This is a genomic window from Streptomyces sp. NPDC096205, from assembly GCF_044763135.1.
Classification (GTDB): Bacteria; Actinomycetota; Actinomycetes; order Streptomycetales; family Streptomycetaceae; genus Streptomyces.
This window is the reverse complement of record NZ_JBIWFS010000010.1, coordinates 328,018-353,001: the sequence shown is the minus strand read 5'-3', so window position 1 is coordinate 353,001 and position 24,984 is coordinate 328,018. Positions and strand designations below refer to the sequence as shown.

The 24,984-nt window shown below is 71.9% G+C and carries 9 protein-coding genes; 3 read left to right on the top strand and 6 right to left on the bottom strand.

Annotated features, from left to right (window positions below):
• Positions 1-8 precede the first annotated feature (8 nt).
• The 3 genes from ACIQ6Y_RS33535 to ACIQ6Y_RS33525 form a co-directional block, all read right to left on the bottom strand.
• The gene (locus ACIQ6Y_RS33535; RefSeq protein WP_404044866.1) at positions 9-7,838 is read right to left on the bottom strand and encodes a SpvB/TcaC N-terminal domain-containing protein; all 7,830 of its coding nucleotides are present in this window, start codon (positions 7,836-7,838) and stop codon (positions 9-11) included.
• Entirely contained in the window at positions 7,835-18,004 is a 10,170-nt protein-coding gene (locus ACIQ6Y_RS33530; protein ID WP_404044863.1) for a neuraminidase-like domain-containing protein, read from the bottom strand. The genes ACIQ6Y_RS33535 and ACIQ6Y_RS33530 overlap by 4 nt, the downstream gene beginning before the upstream one ends.
• Before the next feature lie 530 nt (positions 18,005-18,534).
• A complete protein-coding gene (locus ACIQ6Y_RS33525; protein WP_404044861.1) occupies positions 18,535-19,149 on the bottom strand; it encodes a TetR/AcrR family transcriptional regulator in 615 nt (204 codons plus the stop codon).
• Positions 19,150-19,327: 178 nt separating this feature from the next.
• On the opposite strand from ACIQ6Y_RS33525, the gene ACIQ6Y_RS33520 reads away from it, so the two are divergent.
• A complete protein-coding gene (locus tag ACIQ6Y_RS33520; RefSeq protein WP_404044859.1) occupies positions 19,328-20,203 on the top strand; it encodes a polysaccharide deacetylase family protein in 876 nt (291 codons plus the stop codon).
• 234 nt (positions 20,204-20,437) lie between these two features.
• Here ACIQ6Y_RS33520 and ACIQ6Y_RS33515 read toward each other — a convergent pair whose 3' ends face one another.
• Together ACIQ6Y_RS33515 and ACIQ6Y_RS33510 are read right to left on the bottom strand one after the other, a co-directional pair.
• On the bottom strand, positions 20,438-20,863 hold the full coding sequence (locus tag ACIQ6Y_RS33515) for an ATP-binding protein (RefSeq protein WP_404044856.1): 426 nt from the start codon (positions 20,861-20,863) through the stop codon (positions 20,438-20,440).
• Positions 20,864-21,148: 285 nt separating this feature from the next.
• Complete coding sequence (locus ACIQ6Y_RS33510) at positions 21,149-21,760, bottom strand: DinB family protein (protein WP_404044853.1); 612 nt, start codon at positions 21,758-21,760, stop codon at positions 21,149-21,151.
• Positions 21,761-22,074: 314 nt separating this feature from the next.
• On the opposite strand from ACIQ6Y_RS33510, the gene ACIQ6Y_RS33505 reads away from it, so the two are divergent.
• Positions 22,075-22,674: a DinB family protein gene (locus ACIQ6Y_RS33505; RefSeq protein WP_404044850.1), complete on the top strand. Its 600-nt coding sequence runs from the start codon at positions 22,075-22,077 to the stop codon at positions 22,672-22,674.
• Positions 22,675-22,722: 48 nt separating this feature from the next.
• Here ACIQ6Y_RS33505 and ACIQ6Y_RS33500 read toward each other — a convergent pair whose 3' ends face one another.
• Positions 22,723-24,129, bottom strand: coding sequence for a PLP-dependent aminotransferase family protein (locus tag ACIQ6Y_RS33500; protein WP_404044847.1), 1,407 nt, complete (start codon positions 24,127-24,129; stop codon positions 22,723-22,725).
• An 85-nt stretch (positions 24,130-24,214) separates the two neighbouring features.
• Here ACIQ6Y_RS33500 and ACIQ6Y_RS33495 point away from each other — a divergent pair, with 85 nt between their 5' ends.
• On the top strand, positions 24,215-24,970 hold the full coding sequence (locus ACIQ6Y_RS33495) for a metallophosphoesterase (protein ID WP_404044844.1): 756 nt from the start codon (positions 24,215-24,217) through the stop codon (positions 24,968-24,970).
• Positions 24,971-24,984: the final 14 nt, after the last annotated feature.

The following is a 24,984-nucleotide window of genomic DNA, read 5'->3' as shown; positions in this document are numbered from 1 at the left end:
AGGAGGGGTCACCGCGTCGGCACCCGCACCGTCGAAGCCCCCGACGCGTCGATCTGCGCCCGCGACCGCAGGACGTCCACCAGTGACTGCTCGGGTGAACGGCCCGCCGCGACCAGGGCGAAGAACGCCTTGACGTCCTCGAAGAAAGGCGACGGCGTGCCTACGGCCGTGCCCTCTCCACTGGCGGCGATCGTGACGGGACCGATCGGCTGGTCGGTGATCTCCTTGCCCCACATCGCACGGTTGGCGTTGCGTTGCAGCGCGGACGCCAGATTGTGGTCGGCCTCGGTGAATCCCGGTACGCCCTGCTCGATGGCCAGGGCGTCGCCGTGGTTGGGGTTGCCCGAGCGGGAGGTCTGCCCGGCGGGGGAGTTGGCGGCCGACTGGTGGATGTGGTGGCCGCCGATGTCCTTGTACGGGGCGATGTTCGGGCCCGCCGTAGAACCCCCGGACGTCGAGCCGTTGGCGCCGTTGCCGCCGGTGGCGGCCCCCGCGGCGTCGGAGGTTGCGGCGGGACTCGGCTCGGGCTGCACACCCGGACCTGACCCGGTGGCCGACGAACTGTTCGGTTCCGGTGGCGGCTTGACGGACTGGTTCGGCTCCTGGGACTGCCCGCCGGACTCCCCGGACCCGCCCGAACCGCCGGACGCCCCGCCACCCCCGCCCCCGCCCGTGATCGCACTGACCACGGGAACCGCGGTGGCCATGAGCGCCGGCGCGATGGCCTCGGTGTTGGCGACGACGTTCGGCAGGCTGAATCCGAAGTCGAAGCTCGGCCGGGCCAGCGCCGCGGTCCCGTTGGCGCTGACCGACACATCGGCGGCGATGCTCGGCGCCGCGCCTCCGCCACCGCCTCCGAAGGTGATGCCCCGCATGCCGAAGATGGTCGCCACCGCCTCCACCGGCAGCGCACCGAGCTTGCGTGAGCGTTCCTGGTCGCTGAGCACCCTGCCGGTGATCGTCCGGCCCGTCGCCACCTCGTTGGCCGTGTTCACGGTCCCCGCGACACCGAAGGCGGTGCCGGTCACCACCACCCCGGTGACGACGGTGGCCTCGCTCACCCCGAGCGTCGTGGCCGTCGCCGCGAGCAGCGGAGCCGCCGCCGTACCCGCGCTCGCCACGACCACCGCCACCACGGCGACCGTTCCGACGGCGACCGCCGCCCCGATGGCGACGTCCTTCCAGCTGATGTCCCAGGCGCCGTTGTCGTCCAGCCGGTTCACCGGATCACAGGCGGCGTACGCGTACCGGCTCGTCGGACCGCGCTGGCCCGCCGGGTCGCACGACAGCCAACGCCCCAGCCAGGGAACGTAGTACCGGGCACCGACGGCGTAGAAGCCCGTCTCGTCGTCGCGCTGCTTGCCGAGGAACCCTCTACGGGCCGGGGCGTCGGTCTGCCCGCGGGTGGCCCGCCAGACGGTGGCGCCGTACGGCGAATACCCCTCGGCCGACAGCAGCCTGCCCTCGTCGTCGAACTCCAGCACCACCGACCGCAGATGGTCGGTGAGCTGATGCCGCACCCGGCGCCGCGGCGAGCCGTCCTCCACGTCGTTGCGGGTTTCGACCCGCGCGAACACACCGACCCCGTCGCCCACATCGAGGCCGGTACGGACCAGGCCCGCATGGCGCCCGGTGTGCGCCCGGACGAACTCCACTCCGGACAGGAACAGTTCGTCGCGCACCAGCCCACCGCTGGAACGCCGCGTCGCCTTGCGCGCGCGGACCCCGGTCGCGTCATGGACGTAGTACGTGCGATCGACGACGACCGAACCCGCCTCGCCGTCCTCGCCGTCCCCGTCGACCACCTGCCGCCACGTCGACCTCAGCCGGTCCCGGTGGTCCCACTCCATCCGGGCCAGGTGCGGCATCGCCACCGTGTTCCCGTGCGCGTCGTAGGCGTACGTCTCCCGTGGGCCGTCGGTGCTGGACGTGGCCATGAGCCGGTTCCCGGAGTCCGGGGCGTAGTGGAACTCCCTTGTCCAGCCGGGGTGTTGCGGATCGCTCCCGCGGTGGGTGATCCGCAGCAGGTTGCCGACGGCGTCGTACGCGTACCGCTCCACGTACCGCCCGACGGCGATCCCGTCCTCCACATGCGCGACCGACCGGTGTGCCCCGGGCCGGGGGCCGCTCGCGTCGACCAGCCCGAGCTGCTCGCGCCCCGTCGCCTCGACCAGGCGGTACAGCGCGTCGTAGCGGTAGGCGGACTCGCCCGTGACGCGCTGATTGCGGAAGAAGACAGGTGGTACGGCGTCGTCCCGCACCAGCAGCAGGTTGCCCGCGGCGTCGTACGTGTAGTGCTGGTCCTGCACACACCTGTCCCCGAGGCAGGTGCGCACGCGGACCAGCCGGAACGTCAGCGGGTCGTACGTGAAGTCGGTGACGAGCCCGTTCCCCCGCTCGATGCGGGTGCGCTGACCGCGGGCGTTGCAGCGGATGGCGGTGACGACGTCCGTCCACACCGGTTGCCCGTCGGCGTCCAGCTCGCCCTCGATCTGCACCTGGAGAGCGCGCAGTTGGGTGGAACGGCCGTACCGGTAGCGGGTGATGGTGGCCGACGAGTCGAGGGCGGGCGAGTTCAGCACGATCGGGCGGTTCATCGCGTCCAGGCGCGTGGAGGCGTCCAGACGCGCGGGCTCGAACGCGCTGTCGTCCGGGGGCTCCGGAACGTCCTCGTTCGCAGGTGCCGGGCCGTCTTCGCCCGTGGGCGCCGGGCCGTCTTCGCCCGTGGGCGTCAGGCCGTCGTCGTCCGTGGGCTGTCCGGACCAGTCCAGTACCCGGTCGTAGGCCACCGCCACGCGCCGCGTGGACGAACTCGGGCTGCCCTTGAAGTCGTAGCCGTCGCACACCGCCAATCCGGCCTGGTCGTACCGCCTATGGATACGCCCGCGCAGATTGCGTTCCTCGGCGTCCTGCAGCGTCTCCCCGTAGACGACCCGCTCCACGGTCACCTCGGCCTCGGGCCGCTCGGCGTCGGCGCCCTTCACCAGGACGGCGACGGGGCGACGGCCGGCGTCGTAGCGGGTGCGGGAGACATGGCCGCGGGAGTCCCAGGTGCGCAGCTCCTGGTCGAGGACGTCGGCGAGCCGCAGGCGGGTCCCCGAGTCGAGCGCCCAGTGCCGTACGACCCGGCCGAGCAGGTCGTGGTCGGCACGGCTGACCGCACGCCCGCGCGGATCCTCGTCCGGCACGGCGTCGTGGACGGCGAGCACCTCGCCGGTGATCGCCAGCACCACCCGGCTGTCCACCGCGTGCCGACCGTCCGTGCGCCGGACCAGCACGGCCCGGCCCAACGCGTCGAACCACTCCCTGTCCGGGGTGTTCGCGTGGGCCGCGCTGGCCCGGGCTGCCGCCTGCTCGGCGTCGCCGAGCCCGCCGTCGATCCGCTGCTCGTACCACGGCCGCCACTGTGCGGGCAGGAGCCCGGACAGGCCGCGGGTGGCCACGGCGATGTCGGGATCGCGGCGTGGATCGTCCAGGACGGTGTCCGCCCGGTCCCAGGTGCTCGACCACCAGGCGCCGAACACCCGCTTGGTGTACGTCCCGTCGGGGAACACGGTCGCGACCAGCCGCTGCGTGGCGTCGTAGCAGCGGACGGTCGACACGCCCTCGCGCCGGCCGGGTTCGTAGCGGTGCGTGGAGGTGAAGTACGGCTCGTGGAACAGGACGACGTTCGCCTTGTTGTTGTAGACCTTCCAGCCGCTGGAGATCCAGCCGCCCGGCTCGTCGCTCTGGGTCTTGGCCTGGATCTCCCGCCCGGACCCGTCGACGTAGACGAACTTCTGCTGGAGCGGCGAGGATTCGGCCGGTGCCAGGTCGCTCAGGTGCCGTTCGCGCAGGATGGTCCGTACCGACAGCGGCTGCACCACCGGCTCGGACGCCGTACGGCGGACCGCCTCCAGGTCGTAGCAGACGCGCCGGGTCGCACCGAGCAACAGCCGTTCGGCGTCCTCGACGCCGTCCCCGCCCGGCGCGTCGACGAACGCGTCGTCGAACCCCTCCAGCGAGTCCCCGAGCCCCTCGCCCCGCTTGCCCATGGCCGCCGTCGCCACGACGAGCCCGAGGGTGTCGAGCGCCACGGCGGAGCGGTTGCCGTTGGAGTCCGTCACCAGGACCGGTCTCATCAACCGGTAGTCCAGGCCGGAGTCCTCGCGCACCCCGTCAGGACCGCGCTCGCCGACCGTGCTGCGATTGCCGAGGCTGTCCACGGTGTCGACCGGCAGCAGGTCGTACCGGTCGTAGCACACCTCGCGGTCGGGACTGGTGACGCCGTCCTGGAAGGGATCGCGGTAACGGCGCGCCCGGAAGAAGTGCGCCCGGGCGTAGGCGAGTTCGTCCTGCGCCGCCTCGCCGGGGAAGGCGCCGGCCGGCCCGAGGAAGGTCCGCCCCGACGGCACCCACCACTCGCCGGGGGCGTCACCTGGCACATAGCCGCCCTCGCGCAGGACCGCGTCGAGGTCGTCGGGCGTGAGCAGCGGCCGCCCGTCCCGGGTCAGGGCGCGGGCCAGGACGTCCTGGGTGAACGCCAGGGTCAGACCGAGACCGGGAATCGCCCGCCGCCCCGCGCGGCCGGGCGGCAGCAGGGCGAGCGGGTCGGCGCCGCCGAGGTCGTCGGGACGGTACAGGGTGCGGGTGCGCCGCAGCAGCCGGTGCGGCCGGGCGAACGGCGCCCCCGACCCCGTCCAGTCCTCGAAACGCAGCCAGCCGCCCTCGGGCACGACGACGTCCCGCACCTTGATCGTGCTCTGCTGCGCGGGCACCGGCAGCCGGTAGTGGCCGGGATCGTCCAGCAGCGGCTCACTGTGCTCGTACCGGACGGCGGTGACCAGGGTCCGCGCCTGCTCCTCCCGGTCGACCGGCGTCGTCAGCTGCGGGTCGGTGGCCAACCGCCCGTAGGAGATGGCCACTTCCTCCAGCGCCTGGCCGAACTCGTTGACGCGCAGGGTGATCGCATGCGTGACCCGCGGATCGTCGCGGTCGCGTTCGTAACGGGACGTCAACTGCTCCCGGGGGTGCGCGAGGAACACCGCGTGCCGGCCTCGGCCGGCCGGCTGCAGCAGCCGTACGGTGAAGTTGCGCTCCAGCACGCTGTACGGCACGGACTCGTGCTCCGAGCCGTCGAGCCCGTACACCTCCTGCCGCAGCAGCATGCCCTTGAGCGCACGGCAGGCCTCGAGCTCCTCCTGCGGGGTCAGCCCCTCGGGCAGGACGCTGTCGGGCACGCCGTCGCGGGCACACCCCTCGTCGTACTCGTGCGCCGACGCGCCTCCCGGCCCCAGCGCGCCGGTGTGGAACCAGCTGCGGGTGTGGACGGGCGCGACCGGGTGGGAGTTCTCCCACGCGACCGGATGCGAGTTCTCCCACCCCGCGTCTCCCGCGTCCTCGGCAGCGTCGAAGTCCTCGGCAGCCTCGAAGTCCTCGGTGTCCCACTGGTCGACGACCGCGAACCCGCGCAACTCCCGCTCCACAGGGTCGAAATACTGGTCGTGATAGGCATAGCGCGTGGTCAGCCGGTGCCGGGCCACCACATCGATCGACTCGACCCGCTCCACCACCTGCACCGGGAACGGCGCCCGCGTACGCCAGGGCCGCCCCGCGGCCTCGTCCTCGAGGTAGAAGGCCGTCGAGGAGCGGTAGTGGATCCGGGTCTCGGCGCCGAGGTTGTTGGTCGTCCGGGTCAGCAGATGCGGCTTGGCGCCCATCAGATCGACGTAGCGCACCGCCCGCCCCGCGTTCCCGGGCAGGGGAGAGGTCCAGACGAGGCACGCCGTGCCGTTGCCGAACAGGTCGACGACGTCGCAGTCGTCCACGTCGGTGACCGGGGGCAGCCCGTGCAGCCGGACCTCGCGGCTCAGGCCGTTGCCGGACTGGTTGAAGTACAGGCGCGGCCCGTCCGGATGGAGGTAGACGAGGTCGCTGGTGCCGGTCCCGTCGATGTCGGCCAGGCGCACCCGGCCAGGGGAGAACCGGTCGTCGGTGTCGAACCGCGGGCAGTTCTCCAGCAGTTGACGCGGACCGAAGCGGCCGTAACCGAGATTCGGCCAGTAGCAGACCTGCGCGCAGCCGATCCAAACGAGGTCCCGCAGCCCGTCACCGGTCATGTCCGCCAGCAGCAGCGCACCCGAGTTGTCGGTGAACACCACGCGGGTGCCCCGCCACTGCGCCGGATCGACCGGCACCCTCTGCTCGCGGCCGAAGCCCGATGTGCCGAGCCCCTCGTGCCAGCCCAGCTCGTCGGGCGCCAGGCGCAGCACGTCGACGAGCCCGTCCCCGGTGACGTCGACCAGGCGCAGGTCCGCCCCGGGGTCGCTGACCAGCGGCCCGGCGAAGGGGCGGAACGGTCGCCAGCCCCCGTGCTCGTCCTGCTCGTACACCCCGGCCTGCGGCCCGGTCAGGTCGACGACGTCCAGGCGGCCGTCCCCGCTGAGGTCGAGCAGTTCCGCACCCGCGGCGAGGCTCCGGTTCGGCACCCGGGGTACGGGCGCCGGCCGGCCGAAGTGCGGCGCGTCCGTGAGCGCGCTGAGGTTGCGCAGGTAGTACCAGGCGCCCGGATGCTCGGTCAGCACGCCGGGAATGCCCTCGCCGTGCAGGTCCACCCAGCGCAGCCGGCCGGGGCCGTGCGGGAGCCGGGCCAGCTCCCGCGCCTCCACCATCTGCACCTCGTGCCGGACGGCGACCTGGCTGTAGGCCATCTCCACCGGCGGGAACGCCTTGCGCCGGTACCCGCCCTCGGGCCGGCGCCGGAAGCGGGCGTGGGTGACGGCGGTCAGCTCCGCGTAGACCGGTCGGGTCGCCTCGTCCGGCGCCGGGGTCGGCGCGTATGTCAGCTCGGTCGCGGCCACGAGACAGTCGTCGCCGACGTCGGGTTCCTCGGGGAACGAGTGGAACATGAGCAGCCGACGGCACAGCCGCTCGGTGCGCAGCTCGAAACCGCTGCGGCGTGAGGAGAACGGATCCGGGCGGGGCGACCAGCGCCGGTCCGGCTGCGGGGCAGGCCGCTCCTCGTCGTGGCCGCCGTAGTCGAGGACGAGCGTGAAGTACCACCGCATCGCGCGCAGTTCGGCCGTGGTCACGGAGAGCGGGCGCTCCCCGATGTCGTCCAGCAGGGGGACGGCGTTGCCGTACCGGACACACCGCAGATAGCGCTGTGCCCGGTCCCGTACGCCGTCGCCGCGATCGTACTCGTAGGCGATCGCGTTGCCGCGGTCGTCCCGGGTCTGGCTGATCAGCCAGGAGAACACGCGCTCCGGCTCCTCGGGGTCGCTGATCCGGGCGTCGGCGTCGATGCCGTAGACCGTCAGGACGTTGTCCGGGGACCAGGAACGCCAGTGCACATCGGCGGGGTCGTCGAGGCTCGTCCAGCGCTCGATCCGGGCGAAGCTCGCCTCCACCCGCGGACGGTAGCCGCGCACCACATGGCCGCCCACCCGCCGGTCCCGCCCGGTGGGGACGAGATCCTCGGCGCTGGACAGGACGAACACGTCGGACTCGTGTGCGTCGTCGTAGCGGGGCAGCCCCTTGTCGGTGCGGCGTGTGATGGACGGCAGCCGCAGCGAACAGCCGAACCCGAACGGCCCGTTGCCCTGTCCGGTGTCGTAGGCGAGCGACATCTGCGGGCCGAAGCCGTCCCGGCCGGCGGTGAGGAGAACGGGAATTGCGAACGACCCCGTGCCCGTCACCGCGTCCGTGCCGAACTTCTCCCCGATCCCGCGCACCGCCCCGCCGGCCGAGGGCAGTTCCGGCCCGGGCAGCGGATCCTGCCGGGGCCGGACAGGGCTGGTCCCGGCGTCTTCCTGCGCCCCGCCCGGGAAGGCGGGCGCGCCCTGGTCCAGGTCGGTCATCGCCCGCTCCGGTCACACTCGTCGACCTCGTAGCTGCACAGCAGCCACAGCCGCGACACCTCCCCGAACTGCGGCGGCACCGTCACACTGCCCAGGTCGGCCTCCCGTGCGCCGGGCACCAGCGTGGGAACGCCCTGCGCGTCAAGGTCGGGCAGCACACCGTGGAACAGCTCCGGCCAGTCGCGCGAGGCCACGCACTCCACGACCTCGTACTCCTCGGCCCCCCGGCGCCCGGGTGGCCTGAACCGCACCGGGTGGTGCACCGACGGGCAGGCGCCCCCGGCCTCGAGGAAGAACTCCACCCGGCGGATGCGCAGGCCCCGGTTGCCGGGCAGGAACGGGAACATCGCGCGGGACAGCCGCAGCGGCAACCGCCGTTCCTCGTCCTCGGCGGCGCGCGAGAAGGCGGACCACATCTGCGGCAGGTCCTGCTCGACGTCGAAGACGCGCAGTCCGTCGCCGGGCAGCCGCCTGCGTGCCTCCCGCCGTGCCGCCGCCGCCAGGGCCGTGCCGCCCTCCCGTGCCGTGTAGTTCAGGTGCAGGACGACATCGGTCACGCTTGACAGGTCGAACTGGTTGTCGTCCTGGGGGAGTTCGAGGAGCCAGCGGCTGACCGCGCCCTGGTACTCGAAGTGCAGATAGCGCTCGTCCTGGAAGCGGACCTCGAACATGCCGCTGTCGTTCTGGCCGCTGGAGGTGGCCACCGCCTCCTGGGCGGCGTACCGGCGCACCGCACGCGGATCCTCGGGGAGCAGGGCGTAACCGCCCTGGCCGCAGCCCGTGTCGGAGTCCTCGCACCCGCCCCCACAGCCACACCCGTCGGCCCGCGTGGAACAGCACGGTGCCGCCTCGGGCGTCAGCACCGGACTCACCCGCGTCGTACTCGCCAGCAGCGTCAGCCGCGCGTGAACCCCGGTGTACGGCCCGGCGACACACGGCACCGTCATCGCCACGCTCTTGATCCGGCGCAGATAGTGCCCCGGGTGGTCCCGGTCGAACAGCCACTCCGGCAGCTCGATCTCGCACCGCCCGGTGGCCTGCAGCCGCAGGAACTCCACCGGCGCGTGCAGACGCAGCGAGATGTGCTTGGTCAGCTCGTACTCGCGCTCGTTGAGATCGAGGTACGCCTGCTCCATCCGGCGCAGCCCGAGCGTGAGCCGCTCACCGGCGAGCAGCCCCTCGTGCAGCCGGTCCCAGCGCGCGTCGGCGAGGAAGTTCCCCGCGGGCAGGGCGCGTTCGAGCTCGAAGGCCCGCCGTGCCTGCACCGCCGCACGGGCTGCCAGCTCGTACGTCTGCCGGTAGAGCGCGGCCGTCTCCTGCTGCAGCCACAGGAACAGGGCATGGCCCGTGAGCTTGTCGCGGACGACCTCCTCGGTGATCCTGGCCTGCTCCCAGCGCAGTTGCTGCTCGTCCAGCTCGTGCAGCGCGGCGTCCCGGCGGCGCTCGGCCGCGAGGATCTGCCGCTCGATCTGCTCGATCTCGATGTCGTGGATCTCCACCTGGTGCCGCCACTCGGCCGTACGCCGGTCCCAGCCGGCCTCGGTCAGCCGCTCCGAGGCGGTGATCCCGGCGATCGTCCCGAAGATCCCCGCGATGCGCGAGGCCGCCGAGAACACCCCGGCGAGCTTGGTGCCGAGCGGCAGCTGGTTGGCGTTGAGCGGGCCCATGCCGGCCACGCCCAGCCAGATGTCGGGGATGAAGCCGAGTGCCTGTCCCGTCGCCTCCAGCGGGATCGCCGTACCGTGGCTGCCCACGGACTGCTCGGTCAGCGACAGGTAGTCGTTCTCGCCCTGGATCAGCCCCGCCTCCACGAGGTCGGCGTAGTAACGGCGATGGGTGAGGGCGATCTGCTTGGTCTTCTGCAACGCCTGCACCTGCCAGTCCGCGTCCCGCCACTGCAACCGCCGGGTCTGCACCGACAGCGCGTGCAACTGCCGCTCCTGGTCCGCACGCAGGGCCGCGAGGAACTCGGCGTCCCCGCGCTCGAACGCGCTCTGCAGCGCCACACCGAGGCCGTGCACCTCCGTGGCGAGATCGCGGGCCCGGCCGACCAGGAAGGCGAAACGGTAAGGACTGTCCGGCACGCAGACGTCGTCGCAGCCGGGCCGCTCGGTGTTCCCGAGGAACGGGCCGCCCGGCGGCCACAGGGCGGGCAGCCGCTGCGCGTCCAGGCATGCGCGGATCAGACACAGCCGGTCCTCGACACTGTCGTAGAGCCCGATCAGCCGAGGGTTCGGCGGCGCCGGATGCGGGACGAGCGCGGCGACCGTCGGCGCCTCGCTGGGCGGCGTCGTATCGGCGTCGAGCACCAGACGCGGCCGCCGGCCCAGGATCGCCTTCAGCCCGTCGAAGACCACCCGCGCCTGGCTGAGATCCTCCGGGCTGCCCCCGGCCCGCAGCAACGCGTCGCCCCACTCCAGCAGGGTCTCGGCGTGGTGCAGCACGATGCTGCGCCGCCGCACGTCCTGCTCGGAGGCCCGCGTGCTGTCCGTACAGCATCCACGATGCCTCCTGTGCTCCTCTCGCCTAGCGCAGCGCAGCCAGGAGGCGTCACCGTGGGCGACGTCCGCGGTGAGCCGGTACCAGCCGAGCGCCGCACCGGGCCGGCAGTGCGCGCGCAGCGCGGCTGCCACGGCCGTCGCCGGGGCGTGCGGCGAAGCCGGCACCAGCGGTGCCCCGGGGCTGTGGAACACGAAGTAGGGATACGCGGGCAACTGTCCCGGGTGCACCGGACCGGCCGGCGGCTGCGGCGCCGGTGGGGCGGCCACGGCCTGCGGCAGTACGACGACGTCGTCGTCGGCGATGTCGTAGCGGAACCCGGGCGGCTGAGCCGCGTGGCCGGGCGGCGCGATGCCGCCGGTGACGACGAGGTGGACGGAGTCGTCGGTGCGTCCGGCGAAGCCGAGGGTCGCACCGGCCGTGCAGCGCAGGGCCTCACTGCTGTGGCAGACAGGGCCGAACTCCCCGTGCCGCACCCGGCACCACGCCAGCCGCACAGCCCGCGTCTCCGGCCACACCAACAAGCCGGGTACCTGGTCGGGCTCGTGCCAGAGCCAGCCCGGGTCCTGCTCGACGGGGTCGTGGAGGCGGGCGTCGGCGAGCCAGAAGTAGTACTCGTCGACGTACGGGCCGTGCTCGCAGCCGCACGTGGCACAGCACGACGACGCGGCGGGGCCGGGCAGCAGCCCGATCGTCCCGGGCCCTGCCGTGACCGCCGGGTCGCCGGCGGCGGCGACCCGCAGGAAACGGGTACCGAGCCGCACGGGCGCCTCGACCCACCAGGGCAGCTCCACCGCCGCCGAGGGCGACGGGCTGTCGTCGTCGCCGGGCCGACCGCGCTCGTCGCGCCGCGGGGCCGCCCCCAGCCCGACCGGGCCGTCGCGCGGCGGCTCATGATCGTCCCCGCCATGCCCTGGTGGCTGCCGGTCGTCGCCATGGCCCGGGGGCCGTTGGTCGTCGCCATGGCCCGGGGGCCGTTGGTCGTGTCCGCCATGGGCCGGTGGCTGCTGGCCGTCCCCATCGTGCCCAGGCGGCTGCTCGCCGTCGCCGCCATGGCCTGGCGGTTGCTCGCCGTCCCCGCCGTGCCCCGGCGGCTGCTGGCCGTCGCCGTCTCCGCCGTCAGGCGGTACGTCGCCGCGGTCGCCGGACGGTGCGTGCACCGCCGCCAGCCACGACGGCCGGGCATGCCGCTGAGGCGTCCCCAGCAGGTCGAACCCGTGCCAGGCGGGGTCGACCTCGCGCAGCGTGGCGGGGTCGCGCACCTGGAGCAGCGCCAGCCCCGGGTGCTCCGGTGCGGGCGGCTGCGCCCATACGTCGAGCCCGCCCGGCTCCGGCCGGGTCAGCGTGACCCGCCGCAATTGCGCCTCGAAGAACGCGAACGCCTCACTGCGCCGGGCCAGCGCCAGCTCGTCGACGTCGACCCAGTTCTCGCGGTAGAACCGCCGCCGCGCGCACGCCTCCCACACCTGATAGCGCGCGAACTGTGCGTCCCACAGCGCGAGGAAGCCGGGAGCCGGAACCCAGTCGGGCTCGTGACCGAGCCGCGCCCGGCTGACCAGCGTCTGTACGGCGCTGATGGCGTCGTCGATGCGGCCCACCCGTTCGCACAGGCCCGCCTCCACGTCCTGCAGCAACAGGTCGCTCAGCTGCCGGGCCTCGCGCACCGGGGCGCCGCCGACGCCGGTGACCCGGTCGAAACGGGTGAGGTGGGCGAGCAGGGCGGCGCGACCGCGTGTGCGCAGACCGTCGTTCAGGGCGCGCAGATCGCCGTACCGGCGGGGCGGCCCCGCGGACAGATAGCCGTCGGCGACGAAGGCGGTGAGGTTGGCGTTGCCGCCGGCCGCCGGGTCGTCCGCGGCCCACAGATCCGGCCGCGCGGTGCGCACGTCCGCGACCAGGAAGCGGCGCAGCACCCTGCGCAACAGCAGGTCGGCGTGCCAGACGCGGATGGGCCAGCGCTCGTCCACGAGGTCGTCGCTGACCAGCGCGGGTCCGCCGTCGAACAGCGTGACGAGCGAGGTGCGCAGCAGATCGACGCCTACGTACCGCAGCAGATCCGCGGGCAGGTCGGGGTGGCCCTCCGCGGACTCGTGGAACAGCAGCCACAGGGGCCGCTCCGGCGAACCCGTCGTCCCGGCCCGTGTGACCGTGTGGTCGAACAGGCGCTCCCAGATGTCGGTCAGTGCCTGCTGCCGGGCGACCGACGGCGCGACCCGCTGGTCCACGGCCGGATCCGGGGACAGGTAAGGGTCGGCCACCGGCAGCAGGTCGGGGTCGAAACCCGCCAGGTGCACCGTGTAGGCGGCGCCCTCCTTGCGGTAGGCCGCTCCGGAGAACCGGTCCGGGTGCGTGAGCAGGTAGCCGATCTCGGACTGTCCGTCGTCCGCCACGGGTGCGGCGGACAGTCCGAGCCGGTGGGCCAGCAGCAGCGCCTTGAACGCCCGCTGATAGGTACGGCGTACGTCACGCAGCGAGCCGGTGTACCGCTCGCGCAGCGCACGCCGCTCGACGTCGGTGAGGTCCTGAAGGCCGCCGTCCAGCGGGCCGGGGTCCTGGGTGCGCCGGTAGAGCCGGTGCCGGGGGAGGGCGACGGGGCGGCCCTCGGAGTCCGGGCCACGGTAGGCGAGTTCGAATCCGGTCGTGGCCGGTCGTACGTCGTCGGCCTCGGCGAACTCCGGTGCCGGCTGTACGAACTCGATCTCCACGTCGTAGGCACCGCGGCGCAGTTCCAGCTCGGAGGCGCACTCGGGTGCGCCCGTCTCGCCCGGCCAGTGCCGGGCCAGCACCACCCAGACGCGCTGCCCCCGGCGCAGCACCACACGCCAGCGCCGGGCCCGCGCGGCCTCGGGGTCGGGGATCTCGCCGTCCTGCCCGGGCGCACCGGCGTAGAAGGTGTACGCGCCGCCGGTCTCGACCAGCAGGCTGCCGGTCCAGCGGACGGCGAAGCCCTCCGCGGCGCCGAGCGGTTCGCCGGTGGGGTCGCTCAGCGCGAACCCGTTGCGGACGCCGGCGAACCGGCCCTGCCCCGCCGTCAGCGTGGCGTCGAGCCCCGGCACCAGGCCGGGCACGGCGACGGCGGCCTCGTCGCGGCCGGGACCGAACAGCCGCAGGCCGGAGGTGGGCTGCCGCCACACGAGCGGGCCCTCTCCGGACGTGGTGACCCGGCGGTACTCGCCCAGCAGGCCCGTGCCGGTGACCGAGAGCAGGGCCGCCAGTGCGGCCCCGTTCACACCGTCCCAGGTCACGGCGGGCGTGGTCCCGGCGTCGTTCTCCCACGGGGCGAGGCCCGCGTTCTCGTCGCCGTGCAGCGCCAGCAGCAGGGCCTTGGCGAGCGCGGCCGTCCCCTCCCGGCGCTGTCCCGTCGCCGCCTCGACGTGCCCCGCGAGATGGTCCGCGACGACCCGCGCACGCGCCACCGCCCGGCGCACCGAGCGGCCGAAGAAGGCGAACCGCTCCCGTTCGTCCCCCTCGTGCACGAGGAGACGCAGCGCGGCCTCGGCGTCCTCGAAGAGGAACGCGAACGGCGTCAGGTCCGCTCGCGGCCCCGCGAGCAACTCCCGTACGGCGTGCTGCTCTTCGGGGCGCAGCTGACGGATACGGGCCAGCTTCGCGGCCACCGCATCGTCCCGCAGCGGGAGCCCGGCGGTGAGCCGGCCGGCGGCATGACGGAACGGGCCGTCGGGCGGGGTGTTCCACATCGCGGGCGGCGAACCGGCCAGCGGCGCGCTCCAGCGCCGGTCCTCGACCGGTACGACGATGCCGTCGTCCTCCAGCAGCGAGGGGAAGAAGTGTGCCCCGAGCCGGTACAGCGGGTCCGCGCCGGGAGCGCTGGTGTAGCCGAACTCGGTGCGCAGGGCGGCGTCGATCTGGGTCCACGACCAGTCGGCGGCATCGTCCGCGGCATCTTCCGTGTCATCGACGTTGAGCAGTCGCTCGCGCAGCCCCCACAGCGAGTTGGCCGTGTCGTCGTCCGGCAGCGTCAGCGGATCGTCCCGCGTCTCGTTGGGTGAGGGCAGGCTGAACGGGTCGTCGCCCTGGGCGTGGTCCCGTACGGTGAACAGGAACAGCAGCTCGCCCACGCCGAGTTCGCTGGCGTACAGCTTGGCCAGCACCTCGGCGTAGCGCAGGGTACTGGTGGGGCGTGCGTGCCATTGCGCTTGCGGGTCGGCGGGGTCGAACCCGGCCAGGACCGACAGCGGGTCGAGGTTCTCGGCGAGGATCTCCAGGAACCTCGCGGGACGGGGTCGGCAGCCGAAGCGCCGCACGGCGTGTTCGCCGGTGTGTTTCAGCAGCGCGCCGACGGCCCAGTCCCAGTGCGGGTCGTCCGGCCCGGCCCACAGGGCGAGCAGCGGGCTGCGCCCGGTTCCCGGCGGGGTCTCGGCCGAGGGTTCGTGACCGTGCGGCGCCAAGGGGAGTCCGAAGTGGCGGCGCAGGAGCTGGAGCGCGGCCAACTGCCGGACGAAGTCGGGGACGGGGGAGCCGTCCGCGGCGAACAGGGGCAGTACGGCGGCCACATCGGCCAGTCGGTCGAAGCCGAAGGCGGGTTTGCAGGCGCGGTTGAGGATCCGCCACAGCCGTACGACGACCGCGAGGCGGCGCAGGTCCGCCAGGGAGAGGTCGAGCACGTAGTCGTCGAGCCGACAGGGCTCGCAGTCCGGGAACGCCGGCTCCTCGGCTTCGTTCGCTGTACGGTCCTGACCCTCCTCGCTCCGACGTCCGAACGGGACGATCCCGCTGCGCCACAGGTCGAGGAACTCGCACCAGTCCAGGCCGGTCGCCTCGAGGAACCGCGGCAGCCGGACGACGAGGTCCGTCCAGGAGCGGTCGTTCTCGGTCTTGCGGGCGAACCCGTAGTACTCCCAGACGGGGGTGCCCTTCCTCGGGCTGGTGGTCGGGCCGGGGGAGAACAGCAGGGCGTGTTCCTGCGGGCTCATCCCGAGGAACTCCAGGGCGATGGGCAGCCGCAGCGGGTAGCGCCACAGGGTGCGGCGGAACTCGGCGGGTTCGGCGGCCGGGTCGATCACGAACTCGGTGATGTCGCGGCGGAAGGCCCGCATGACCTCGTACCGGGACGTGCCCAGGACGTCGAGGTGGCTGCGCGCGATGTCCAGCGGCTGGTGGTACGGCAGGAGCGGGTGGCTGACGTCGGTGGCGAGGGGCGTGTACGTGGCGCCGGCCGGCAGAGGCACCGCGGGGGTGGAGTGCTCGGGCCGGGCCGCGAGATCCTCGTCGGTGAGAGCGGCGGAGGTGTCGTGGACGGCCCCCTTGCCCGTCCCCGGGCTGCCGGCCAGGGCCTCCAGGGACTCGTCGACCAGGTCGACGACGGGGATCGCGGTGCCGAGGTTCGCTGCGGTGGCGCGCAACTGGTCGACGGGACCGCGGCGGGCCACGACGAGGTCGCCGAGGGTGGGCGGTACCCCGTCGCCGTGCGGTGTGCCGTCCGGCTGGTGGCAGTCCGCGGTGAGCGGGAGGGCGAGCAGGGCCTTGAGGTAGGCGACGGGGCCGAGCGCGGACAGGTGGTCGGGCGGTCGGCAGTCGACCAGGCATCCGTCGGGGTTGACCGGCACCGCCTGGCCGTCGCCGCCCGGCTCCGGATCGGGGGCCGGGCCACCGGCCGCGGAGCCGAGGGCATCGGCGTAGTCGATGGCGACGGTGCCGATCAGGGCGTCCCGCAGGCCCTGTCGGGTACGGGCGGCGACCTGCGCGGCGCTGGTGAAGCCGCGGGCGTAGAGGGCCTCGGCGATCGAGAAGCGCAGCGACGCGGGGACGACGGCGACGAGCCGCATGAGGTCGTCGACCGTCGAGATCGCGGCAGCGAGCCACTCCCGCCCACGCGCGTCGGTCGGGAACAGGGTGTTCGCGACGTCGTTGAGCGCGTCCTGGACGTGTCCTGGGTCGTTGGTGCCGCCGAACACGAAGTCGGCGCCCGCGCGGGCGTGGTAGGCGGCCGTGAAGCGGTTGACCGGATCGCCGTCGGGCACGCGCAGCAGCGGCGGCGCGTCCGGGGCGTTGTCGGGGGCGGCCTGCACCGCCGAGGCGAGGACGAAGAACTTGCGTACCTCCTGGATGAACGCCTGCAGCCGTTCGTCCAGGGAACCGGGCCGGGTGAAGTCGGGCAGAGTGCCGGGCCAGGACGCGTCGTTCCGGAAGAACGCCTCCCACGCGGCCGCTGTGATCCGGGAGAGGGCGGGCGCGTCGGCGGGCGCGAGCGTGGCGCGGATCTTCGTCCGCAGCGGGGTGTTGCCGGGCTGGACGACGTACCCGCGGGTCAGCGCGGTGAGCACGAGGTCGAGGTGACCGCTCGCGTGGGTCGTGACGACGGTGTCCCAGAAGCCGGTGTCGATGTCGGCCTGGGTCACCGCGAGCCAGCCGGTGACCAGCGCCAGGACATCGCCGGTCGCGGCGATCCGCGGCGGCTTGCCCGAGGTGTCCCCGAGGGCGCGCAGCCGGCGTACGGCCTGGGCGATGGTGACGGCGGGGGCGTCCCCGACCGGCGGCTGTCCGGCGGGGAGCGGTGGCGGGGAGGCCGGGGGCTGCTCCTTGATCACCCCGCTGTCCTTGGCGGCCTTGAGCATGACGCGCAGCCGCTCGGTGTCCGCGAGGAGGGCGGACCGGTAGCGCTGCTCGGCGTCGAAGGTGACGGGCAGGCCCGCGCCGAGCGCGTAGAAGTAGCGAGCGGGCACGGTGAACCGGGCGTTCGCCGGGAGGTTGGTCACCAGGGCCCGCGCGGTGGTGTACCGCTCGCCGGTGCCGGTCTGCCCCGGCAGCACGGGGAAGGTGAGGGCCGCCTGGGTGGCCTTCGTCGTCCGGTCCTCCGCGTCGACCGCCGTGGTGAGGGCGTAGACATAGCCCGTCAGCCGCTCGGCGTCCGCGTCGCCCTGGGCGTAGTACGAGGTCAACTTCGCCTCGAACTTGCCGCGTTCGGCGTCGTCGGCAGTACTGACCGGCGTGGTGTACAGCTTGCCGAGGTCGGTCGTGCCGGGCACCGGCATCGGCCGGAACTTCTGGTTCCAGACGATCTCACGGGCGACGTGCCTGGCCTGCGGCACACTGAGCCCGGTCAGGGAGACCGGCCCCCCGGGGTCGTGTCCCAGCACCCGGGCGACGGCGTTCAGCAGCCCGTCGTATGCCGGCGGGCTGCCGTCGGCGGGCAGTTCGACGTACGCGTCGGCCGGGTCGATCTGGGTGCCGGCCGGAGGTACGCCGAGGTACAGCGAGGTCGGGCCGATGCCGGGAAACACCCCGCGGTCGACCGGGATCGAACCGGAAGCCTCCGGAACGTTCATGAAGATCCGGCGGACGAGGATGACACCGCCGCCCCGTGACACCTCCACGCGCAGATCCCGCGTGCCGTGCTCGGGGCGGCCCGCGGGCGGGTTCGGCGGCGCGATCTCGAAGAGCGCGGTCGCCGAGGCCAGCCGCTCGAACATGCCCGACAGCGGGCTGGTGAGCCGGAAGTGCTGGACGATTCCCGTGTTGGGATGCGGCAGTTCCGGATGCAGCGGATCCGGCGGAGCCACGTAACTCGCCGGATTGCCGATCTGTGCCTCGCTCCCCGACGTGGACAGATCGAACACACGGATCGTCAGCCCGTTCAGCGCCGACGAGAAATCCGAACCCGAGACCGGGTCCCCCTGGGGGTGCAACCGAACCACGACCAGCGCCATGTGCACCTCCAACGTCCCGGCGTCACCGGGTAGATGTGGGGTTTACGCATGTCGGACTGTATCGGCGCAAGCCAGGCGCTGAGTAGCGTTTTCTGAAAGGTCGTCATTTTTAGCGCTGTTGATCAGTGTTGCCCGACTTCAAAGGCGCGCCGAATCGGTTCGCTTTCACTTGATCAACCGGCTGTCGGTCCGGCAAGGCCGGTGGGTCCAGCAGGCGTCGACGAGCTCCCGGATCGCTTTCAGCTCGGCTCCCGCCGAGTCCTGCTCGGCGTACTCCTGGCCTCGCCCCACGAGGGAACAGGCACAGTCGTGATGCCCGGTCCGCCGTCCCGCGGTCCTCGGCGTCGCACCGCGCTGCATCCAGAAGCCGAATTGGCGGCTCTGCCAGTGTTGCTTCTGCTCAGCCCAGTCGCTTTCGGTGGGGGGAATACCTCCCGGCTCACTGCCGTCCTCACCTTTGCCGGGGTACTGGTGACCGCATCCGTGCCCCTGATCGGACTGGTACTGAACCGCTGCATCCCCGCTCCGGGTCATGCTCCGTCCTGGCGCGAGGGCCTGAGCCCTCGCATGGCGAGTTCGACGACGTCATCGACGTATGCCTCGTCGTGCGGGCCGTTCACGACGAGCAGCCGGTAATACAGCTGGGCGTAGATCAGCTCGATGGCGCGGTACGGGTCGATGTCGGGGGCGACCTGTCCGTCCGCCTGGGCGCGGCGGATGCGCTCGGCGACCAGCGCGCTGGCGGGGTCGATGAGGCGTTTGCGGAACTCCGCGGCCAGGCGGGGATCGTGCTGGGACTCGGCGACGATCGACGCAAGCACACTACGCGTGTCGCCGATCGTGTCGATCCAGGCGTCCTTGACCATCAGCTTCAGGTCGGCCTCGAAGTCGCCGGTCTGCGCGGTTTCGAGGCGCCGGTTCAGGCGCTCTTCGAGCTGTTGCGCCCACGCGTCGAGGACGACCGCGCCTTTGGAGGGCCACCAGCGGTAGACGGTTCGCTTGCCGACGCCCGCGCGGGCCGCGATCCCCTCGATGCTCGCGCGTGCCAAGCCGATCTCGCGGGTCATGTCGAGCGCGGCCTTGAGGATCGCGGCGGTCGCTTGCGGGTTGCGCCGGGCGGGGTCGGGCGTACGCGTCGTGCTCATGTCGCCTCCATGGTGCTGATGAGCTCACGTTATCGCACGGGGGAGACGAACCGGTTCGTGTTGACACGGACGCGATACCGCGACACGATCCGTATCGGTTCGCGACACGACACGGATCGTCTCTCGCTGAACGCTGCTCCCCTGCTGCCCTACGAACGGTTCTCTCGAAGGGAATCCCATGCACAACGACCTGTACGACTACAGCCCCATCACGGAACGCACGCCGATCCACTGGCCCGACGGCGCCCGGGTGGCGTTCTACGTCGGCCTCAACGTGGAGCACTTCGTCCTGGGCAAGCCGTCCACCAGCATCAACCAGGGCACTGCGGCGCTCGTGCCCGATCCGCTGAACCACGGCTGGCGCGACTACGGCCCCCGGGTGGCGATCTGGCGGATGATCGAGTCGTTCGACCGGCATGGCGTGCGCCCGAGTGTGCTGCTCAACTCCGATGTCGCCGAGCACTACCCGCAGATCATCGAAGCCGGACGGGCACGCGGCTGGGCCTGGCTCGCGCACGGCAAGAACAACTCCACCCTGCAGGCCGAGGTCGAGGCGGACGAGCGCGCCTACCTGACCGAGGTCGTCGAGACCATCGAGAAGGCGACCGGGCAGCGTCCCCGCGGCTGGATGGGACCAGCCCTCAGCGAGACGTTCCAGACCCCTGCGCTCGTCGCCGAACTCGGCCTGCAGTACGTGCTGGACTGGACCGCCGACGACCAGCCGTTCCCGCTGAACGTGCCGGGGCTCCTGAGCGTCCCCTACACCCTCGAACTCAACGACCTGGGGCTGTTCACCGCCCACTCCATCAGCGGCCCCGACTTCGTCCGGATCGTCAAGGACCAGCTCGACCAGCTGTACGAGGACTCCACGCACAGCGGCCGCGTGATGTCACTGGCCCTGCACCCCTTCGTGACCGGCCAGGCATTCCGGATGAAGTACCTGGACCAAGCGCTCGAATATGTCGTCAACCACCCCGGCGTGTGGACCACGACCAGCGACGACATCGCCGAACACTATGCCCGCACCACCGCGGGCCCCGGTGGCGCCGCCTGACCGGTCGACAGTCTGCTCCACGGTTCCTGGACGGTGAGGCAAAGACACAGACCTGAGGCAGCCGCAGGCCGGAGTGACGGGCGCGTGTGCGGTACATCAGCCCGTAGATGATCAGTGCGTACAGCGCCAGAGCGCCAAGGGGCCAGAGCCAGATGGACGGGTCGGCACGGCTCCGCGTTCCAGGGGCACGAGGCAGGCCGGTCATACCCACTGAGCTTCACCGGTGAGCGGCGGTCAACTACCGTCACGCGGATCGCCCGCGCCCGGGTCGGCGGGACGGAAGCACGCTGTCACTGTCTTACCGTGCCGCTGACACCTTGAGGCGCACTCGTCGGCGAGCTGGTGCACGATGGCCACTCCTCGGCCTGAGGGCGCGCCCGGCTCCGGATCGCGTCGGCGGGGCAGCGAGGGGTCGTCGTCATGGACGCTCACCTGCAGGCAGTCGCCGTCCCATGTGAGAACCAGCTGCGCGTCGCTGTGCGCGTGGATATGCGCATTGGTGATCAGCTCGGACACCGCCAGCACGATGGCATCCACCTTGTCGGGTTCGGCGGCGCTCCACGGCAGGGTCTCAAGACGACTGCGTGTCCACTCACGGCCGGCGCGCACTCCTTGGTTCATGGGGAAGGAGTGTGCCCACCCCATCGCTTTCACTGTCACTGCCTGACTTCCCCTCCTGCGTCCACACCAGCACGTACAGGCACCGTGTACCCGACCTCCCTCTCGACAGGCATGCGTGGACTTGCCGGGCTTGCACGACTTGTCCAAGTCCGGTGCGGTGTCCTCAAGATGTGCCGCAGGTCGGTGTCGAAGTCGCCCCACGCGAACCTCGAGTCGAAGGAGCCGAGGCGATTGCCCGGCGCTGCGGGGCGATTGAGCGTTCGGCCGGCTCATGCGCCCCGCCCCGCCATGCCCGCGACTGGGAAACCCGTCCTCGGTGCATGCTCAATCGATCGGCACCTGCCGTCGGTCGACGCCCTGGGGCGCCGGTTCCCACGGCTGGACCCACGGGTCGGTCCACGCCTCGGCTGCGGCGAGCAGCGGATCAAACGTTGCGCCGTCGATGCTCTCGCGGATGATGTCAGCGTGACCGCCGTGCCGTGCCGTCTCCTCGATCAAGTGCAACAGGACCCAGCGGATCGACCATGCCTTGACCTCCGTGGGAATCCAAGGAGCCCCCTGCGGCACCGGGACCGCCTGCCCGAGGTCTGGGACACCGGCGATCGCCGCGTCGGTCCGCTTGGACGCCTCTGCGTAGGTGACCAGCACCTCGGCCAGGGTCTCGTCCGGTCCGAGCCGGAATTCCTCCCCGTTCAACTCGTCCGTTTTCGGCTGCGCCTCGCACCGCTGCTGGAGGATGAGGTCGGTCCAGAAGCCCTCACACCGTGCCGCGTGCTTGATGAGGCCGCCGATGCTCAGCTCGCCCGCAGATGCCGCCATACGGGCCTGCTCGTCGGTCAGGCCGTAGGCGGTGGCTCGCAGAGCGCGCCGCTGGTGCGCCAGGTAGGCGGTCAGCGCTGTGCGCTCGTCGGACACGGGCGGGACAACTCTCGGCATTGCCTGACCCTCTCGGAGTGCAATCTCTTGCAGCAAGTTTCGAGCGGACTCTACTGTCGTTCTACGTCGACGTACACCGGCCTCCGCCGAAACGGTCTGAATTCCCCGGGTGCCGACTCTGTCGGCCATGGCATCAGGGGACGCGACGGGCGAATCAAAATCCGGCAACGCGCCTGTTCGTGGGGATGGTTGACGACGTGCGAACAGGAAGCCCAGAAGGCCCGGCCGCCACAGCTCTCGCCTTGCGCAAGAGGCTGACAATTTTTTCACAGAAGGCTTGACCAGCCTCTCAGTGAGGAGAGAGGGTCAGCCCCATGCCCGCACATGTACCGCCGATCGCCGACGAGCGCGAAGGCCTGCTCGCCTATCTCACCCAGCAGCGCCAGTCTCTGCGCGCGACCGCCCATGGACTGACGGATGATCAGGCGAGGATGACGCCCACCGTCAGTGAACTGAGCATCGGGGGTCTCATCAAACACGCCGCACGGTGCGAGGCCGGCTGGACCGACCTGATCCTTCAGCGGCAGCGCGGCCCACAACGGACAGCAGACGAAAGCGACTCCGCCGAATTCGTGCTCACCGCGGAGGAGACGCTCGCAGAGGTGCTGGACCAGTACGAGGCCGCTGCGCAGGAGACAGACGCAGTGATCGCCGGAATCGCCGATCTCGGTCAGGCCGTGCCCGTCCCACAGGGACTGCCATGGTTCCCCGCTGACGTGAAGAACTGGTCCGTTCGCTGGGTGCTGCTGCACCTCATCGAGGAGACCTCCCGACACGGCGGTCACGCCGACATCATCCGCGAAACCATCGACGGCGCCACCCTGTTCCCCCTGCTGGCCGCCGCCGAACAGTGGCCCGACCCGTGGTTCCAGCCCTGGCAGGCCCCGACCGGCACCGGGAACCGATCACGCTGAGTCCGTACGAGCGCTGCGGCGGCTGCGCAGGATCGCCGCGGTGGACCGTCACGGCCGCGTCACCAGCTTCTGGAGCGTCCCGAACAGCGCGTCGAGAGCCGGCCGGTAGGCGTGTTCGGGTGGGGCCGCGAAGCCGATGAGGAGGCCCGGCGGACGTCCGTGGGGATCGCTGTGGAGTTCGGACAGGCCGCGCAGGGCGATTCCCTGCCGGGCGCAGAGCGAGAGGATCTCGTCCTCCGGTGGCCAGTCGGAGGGGAGGGCCAGGAGGGTGTGCAGACCGGCGGGGACACCCAGGGCGGCCAGTCCCGGAACGCCGGACGCACGGTCCAGGAGCAGTTCCCGCCGTCGGCGGTAGCGCAGGCGGGCGGCGCGCACATGTCGGTCGTAGGCGTGAGTGGTGAGGAGATCCGCGAGGGCGAGCTGGGAGAGGTTCTCGGTGTAGAGATCGGCTTGTTGCTTGGCTTCCACCATGGGCTTCACCAACTGGCGGGGCAGCGCCATCCAGGCCAGGCGCAGAGCCGGTCCAAGAGTCTTGGAGGCGGTGCCGCAGTAGACGGTCCGGTCGGGGGCGATGCCCTGCAGGGCGCCGACGGGCTGGCGGTCGTAGCGGTACTCGCCGTCGTAGTCGTCCTCGATGACCAGCCCGCCCGTGGTGCGCGTCCAGGTGCTGACGGCCTGACGCCGGCCGGGGTGAAGGGGGACACCGGTCGGGTACTGGTGCGAGGGCGTGAGCAGCACGGCGTCCACCGAGGAGGTGAGGGTGTCCACGCAGGCGCCGTGGGCGTCCACGGGCAGGGGCGGGGTGGCGAGCCCGGAGCGCTGGACGACGGCGCGGAAGACGTTGTGACTCGGGTCCTCGACGGCCACCGTCCTGGCGCCGCTGCGGGCGAGCACACCGCTGAGCAGGCTCAGCCCCTGGTAGTAGCCGGAGGTGATGAGGATGCGGTCGGGGGTCGTGACCACACCGCGGGTGCGGCCGAGGTAGTCGGCCACGGCGGTACGCAGTTCGATCCGGCCTTGCGGGTCTCCGGCACCGAGCACGACCGAGCGGGAGTCCGCGAGCACCCGGCGTGTTGCCGCGAGCCAGGAGCGGGCGGGGAAGGCTCCGACATCGGGCAGCCCCGGGCGCAGGTCGTGCCGGTGGCCGGTCGGTGCCGGTGCGGCTGACGGGGACGTCACGGTCCTTGGCGGTATGTCGGCCACCGTGGTGCCCGAGCCGGGCCGGGTCGTCAGGTAGCCCTCCTCGACCAGTTGGTCGTAGGCGGCGGTCACTGTTCCACGGGACAGGCCCAGTTCGCAGGCCAGCCCCCTGGTGGAGGGCAGAAGCGTCCCCGTGGCCAGGCGCCCCTCGCGGATCGCGTCGCGCAGCGCCGACTCCAGAGCCGAGCGGCGGCCTTGGGTGGCATCGAGTCGAAGGTGCAGGTCGACGCGTGAACCGGACCAGGATTTCTGCACGTTACTGGACCTTACACCTGGTCCAGTGCCCGCCTAGCCTCGGCCGGGAGTGATCAACAACCGACCGGCGACAGGACGTAGTGCGATGATCGTGATTGCCCATCTCAGCGACACCCACATCGACAGTGAGCCGCGCAGCATCGAGCGCACCCGCGCTGTCGTGCGCTACCTGGAGGACCTGCCGTACGACCTGGACGCCGTCCTGGTCACGGGAGACATCACCGATCACGGTCTGCCCACCGAGTACGAGCAGGCCCGCCGGCTCTTCTCCTCGCGGCACCCGGTGATGCTCTGCCCGGGCAACCACGACAGGCGTGACACGTTCCGGACTCACCTCCTGGAGCAGGCGGCTTCGACGACTCCGGTCAACCAGGTGCATCGCGGCGACGGCGTGGTCATCGCGATGTGCGACTCATCGGTGCCGGGCAAGGACGAGGGGTTCGTCTCGGACGAGACACTGACCTGGCTTGAGGACGTGCTGGCCGAGACCCCTGAGTCGACGCCCGTGCTGGTCGGCTTCCACCACCCGCCGGCGCGACTGCACGTCCCGTTCATCGACGGCATCCGGCAGTTCGGCGCAGGGCGGCTCCATGCCCTCGCCGACCGCCACGCCAACCTCGCGGCCTTTCTCTGCGGACACGCCCACACCGCCGCGGTGACCGCCTTCGCCGGCCGCCCGGTCCTGGTGGCCCCCGGAGTCGTCTCCACCCTCCGTCTTCCCTGGGAACACCGCGCCCACGCCCAGGACCACGTCCATCTGGACCACCCACCCGCCCTCGCCTTTCACATCATCGACGAGACGGGGCAGTTGACCACACACTTCCGTCACGTCCGTGTCTGAGCACGCCGGGATGG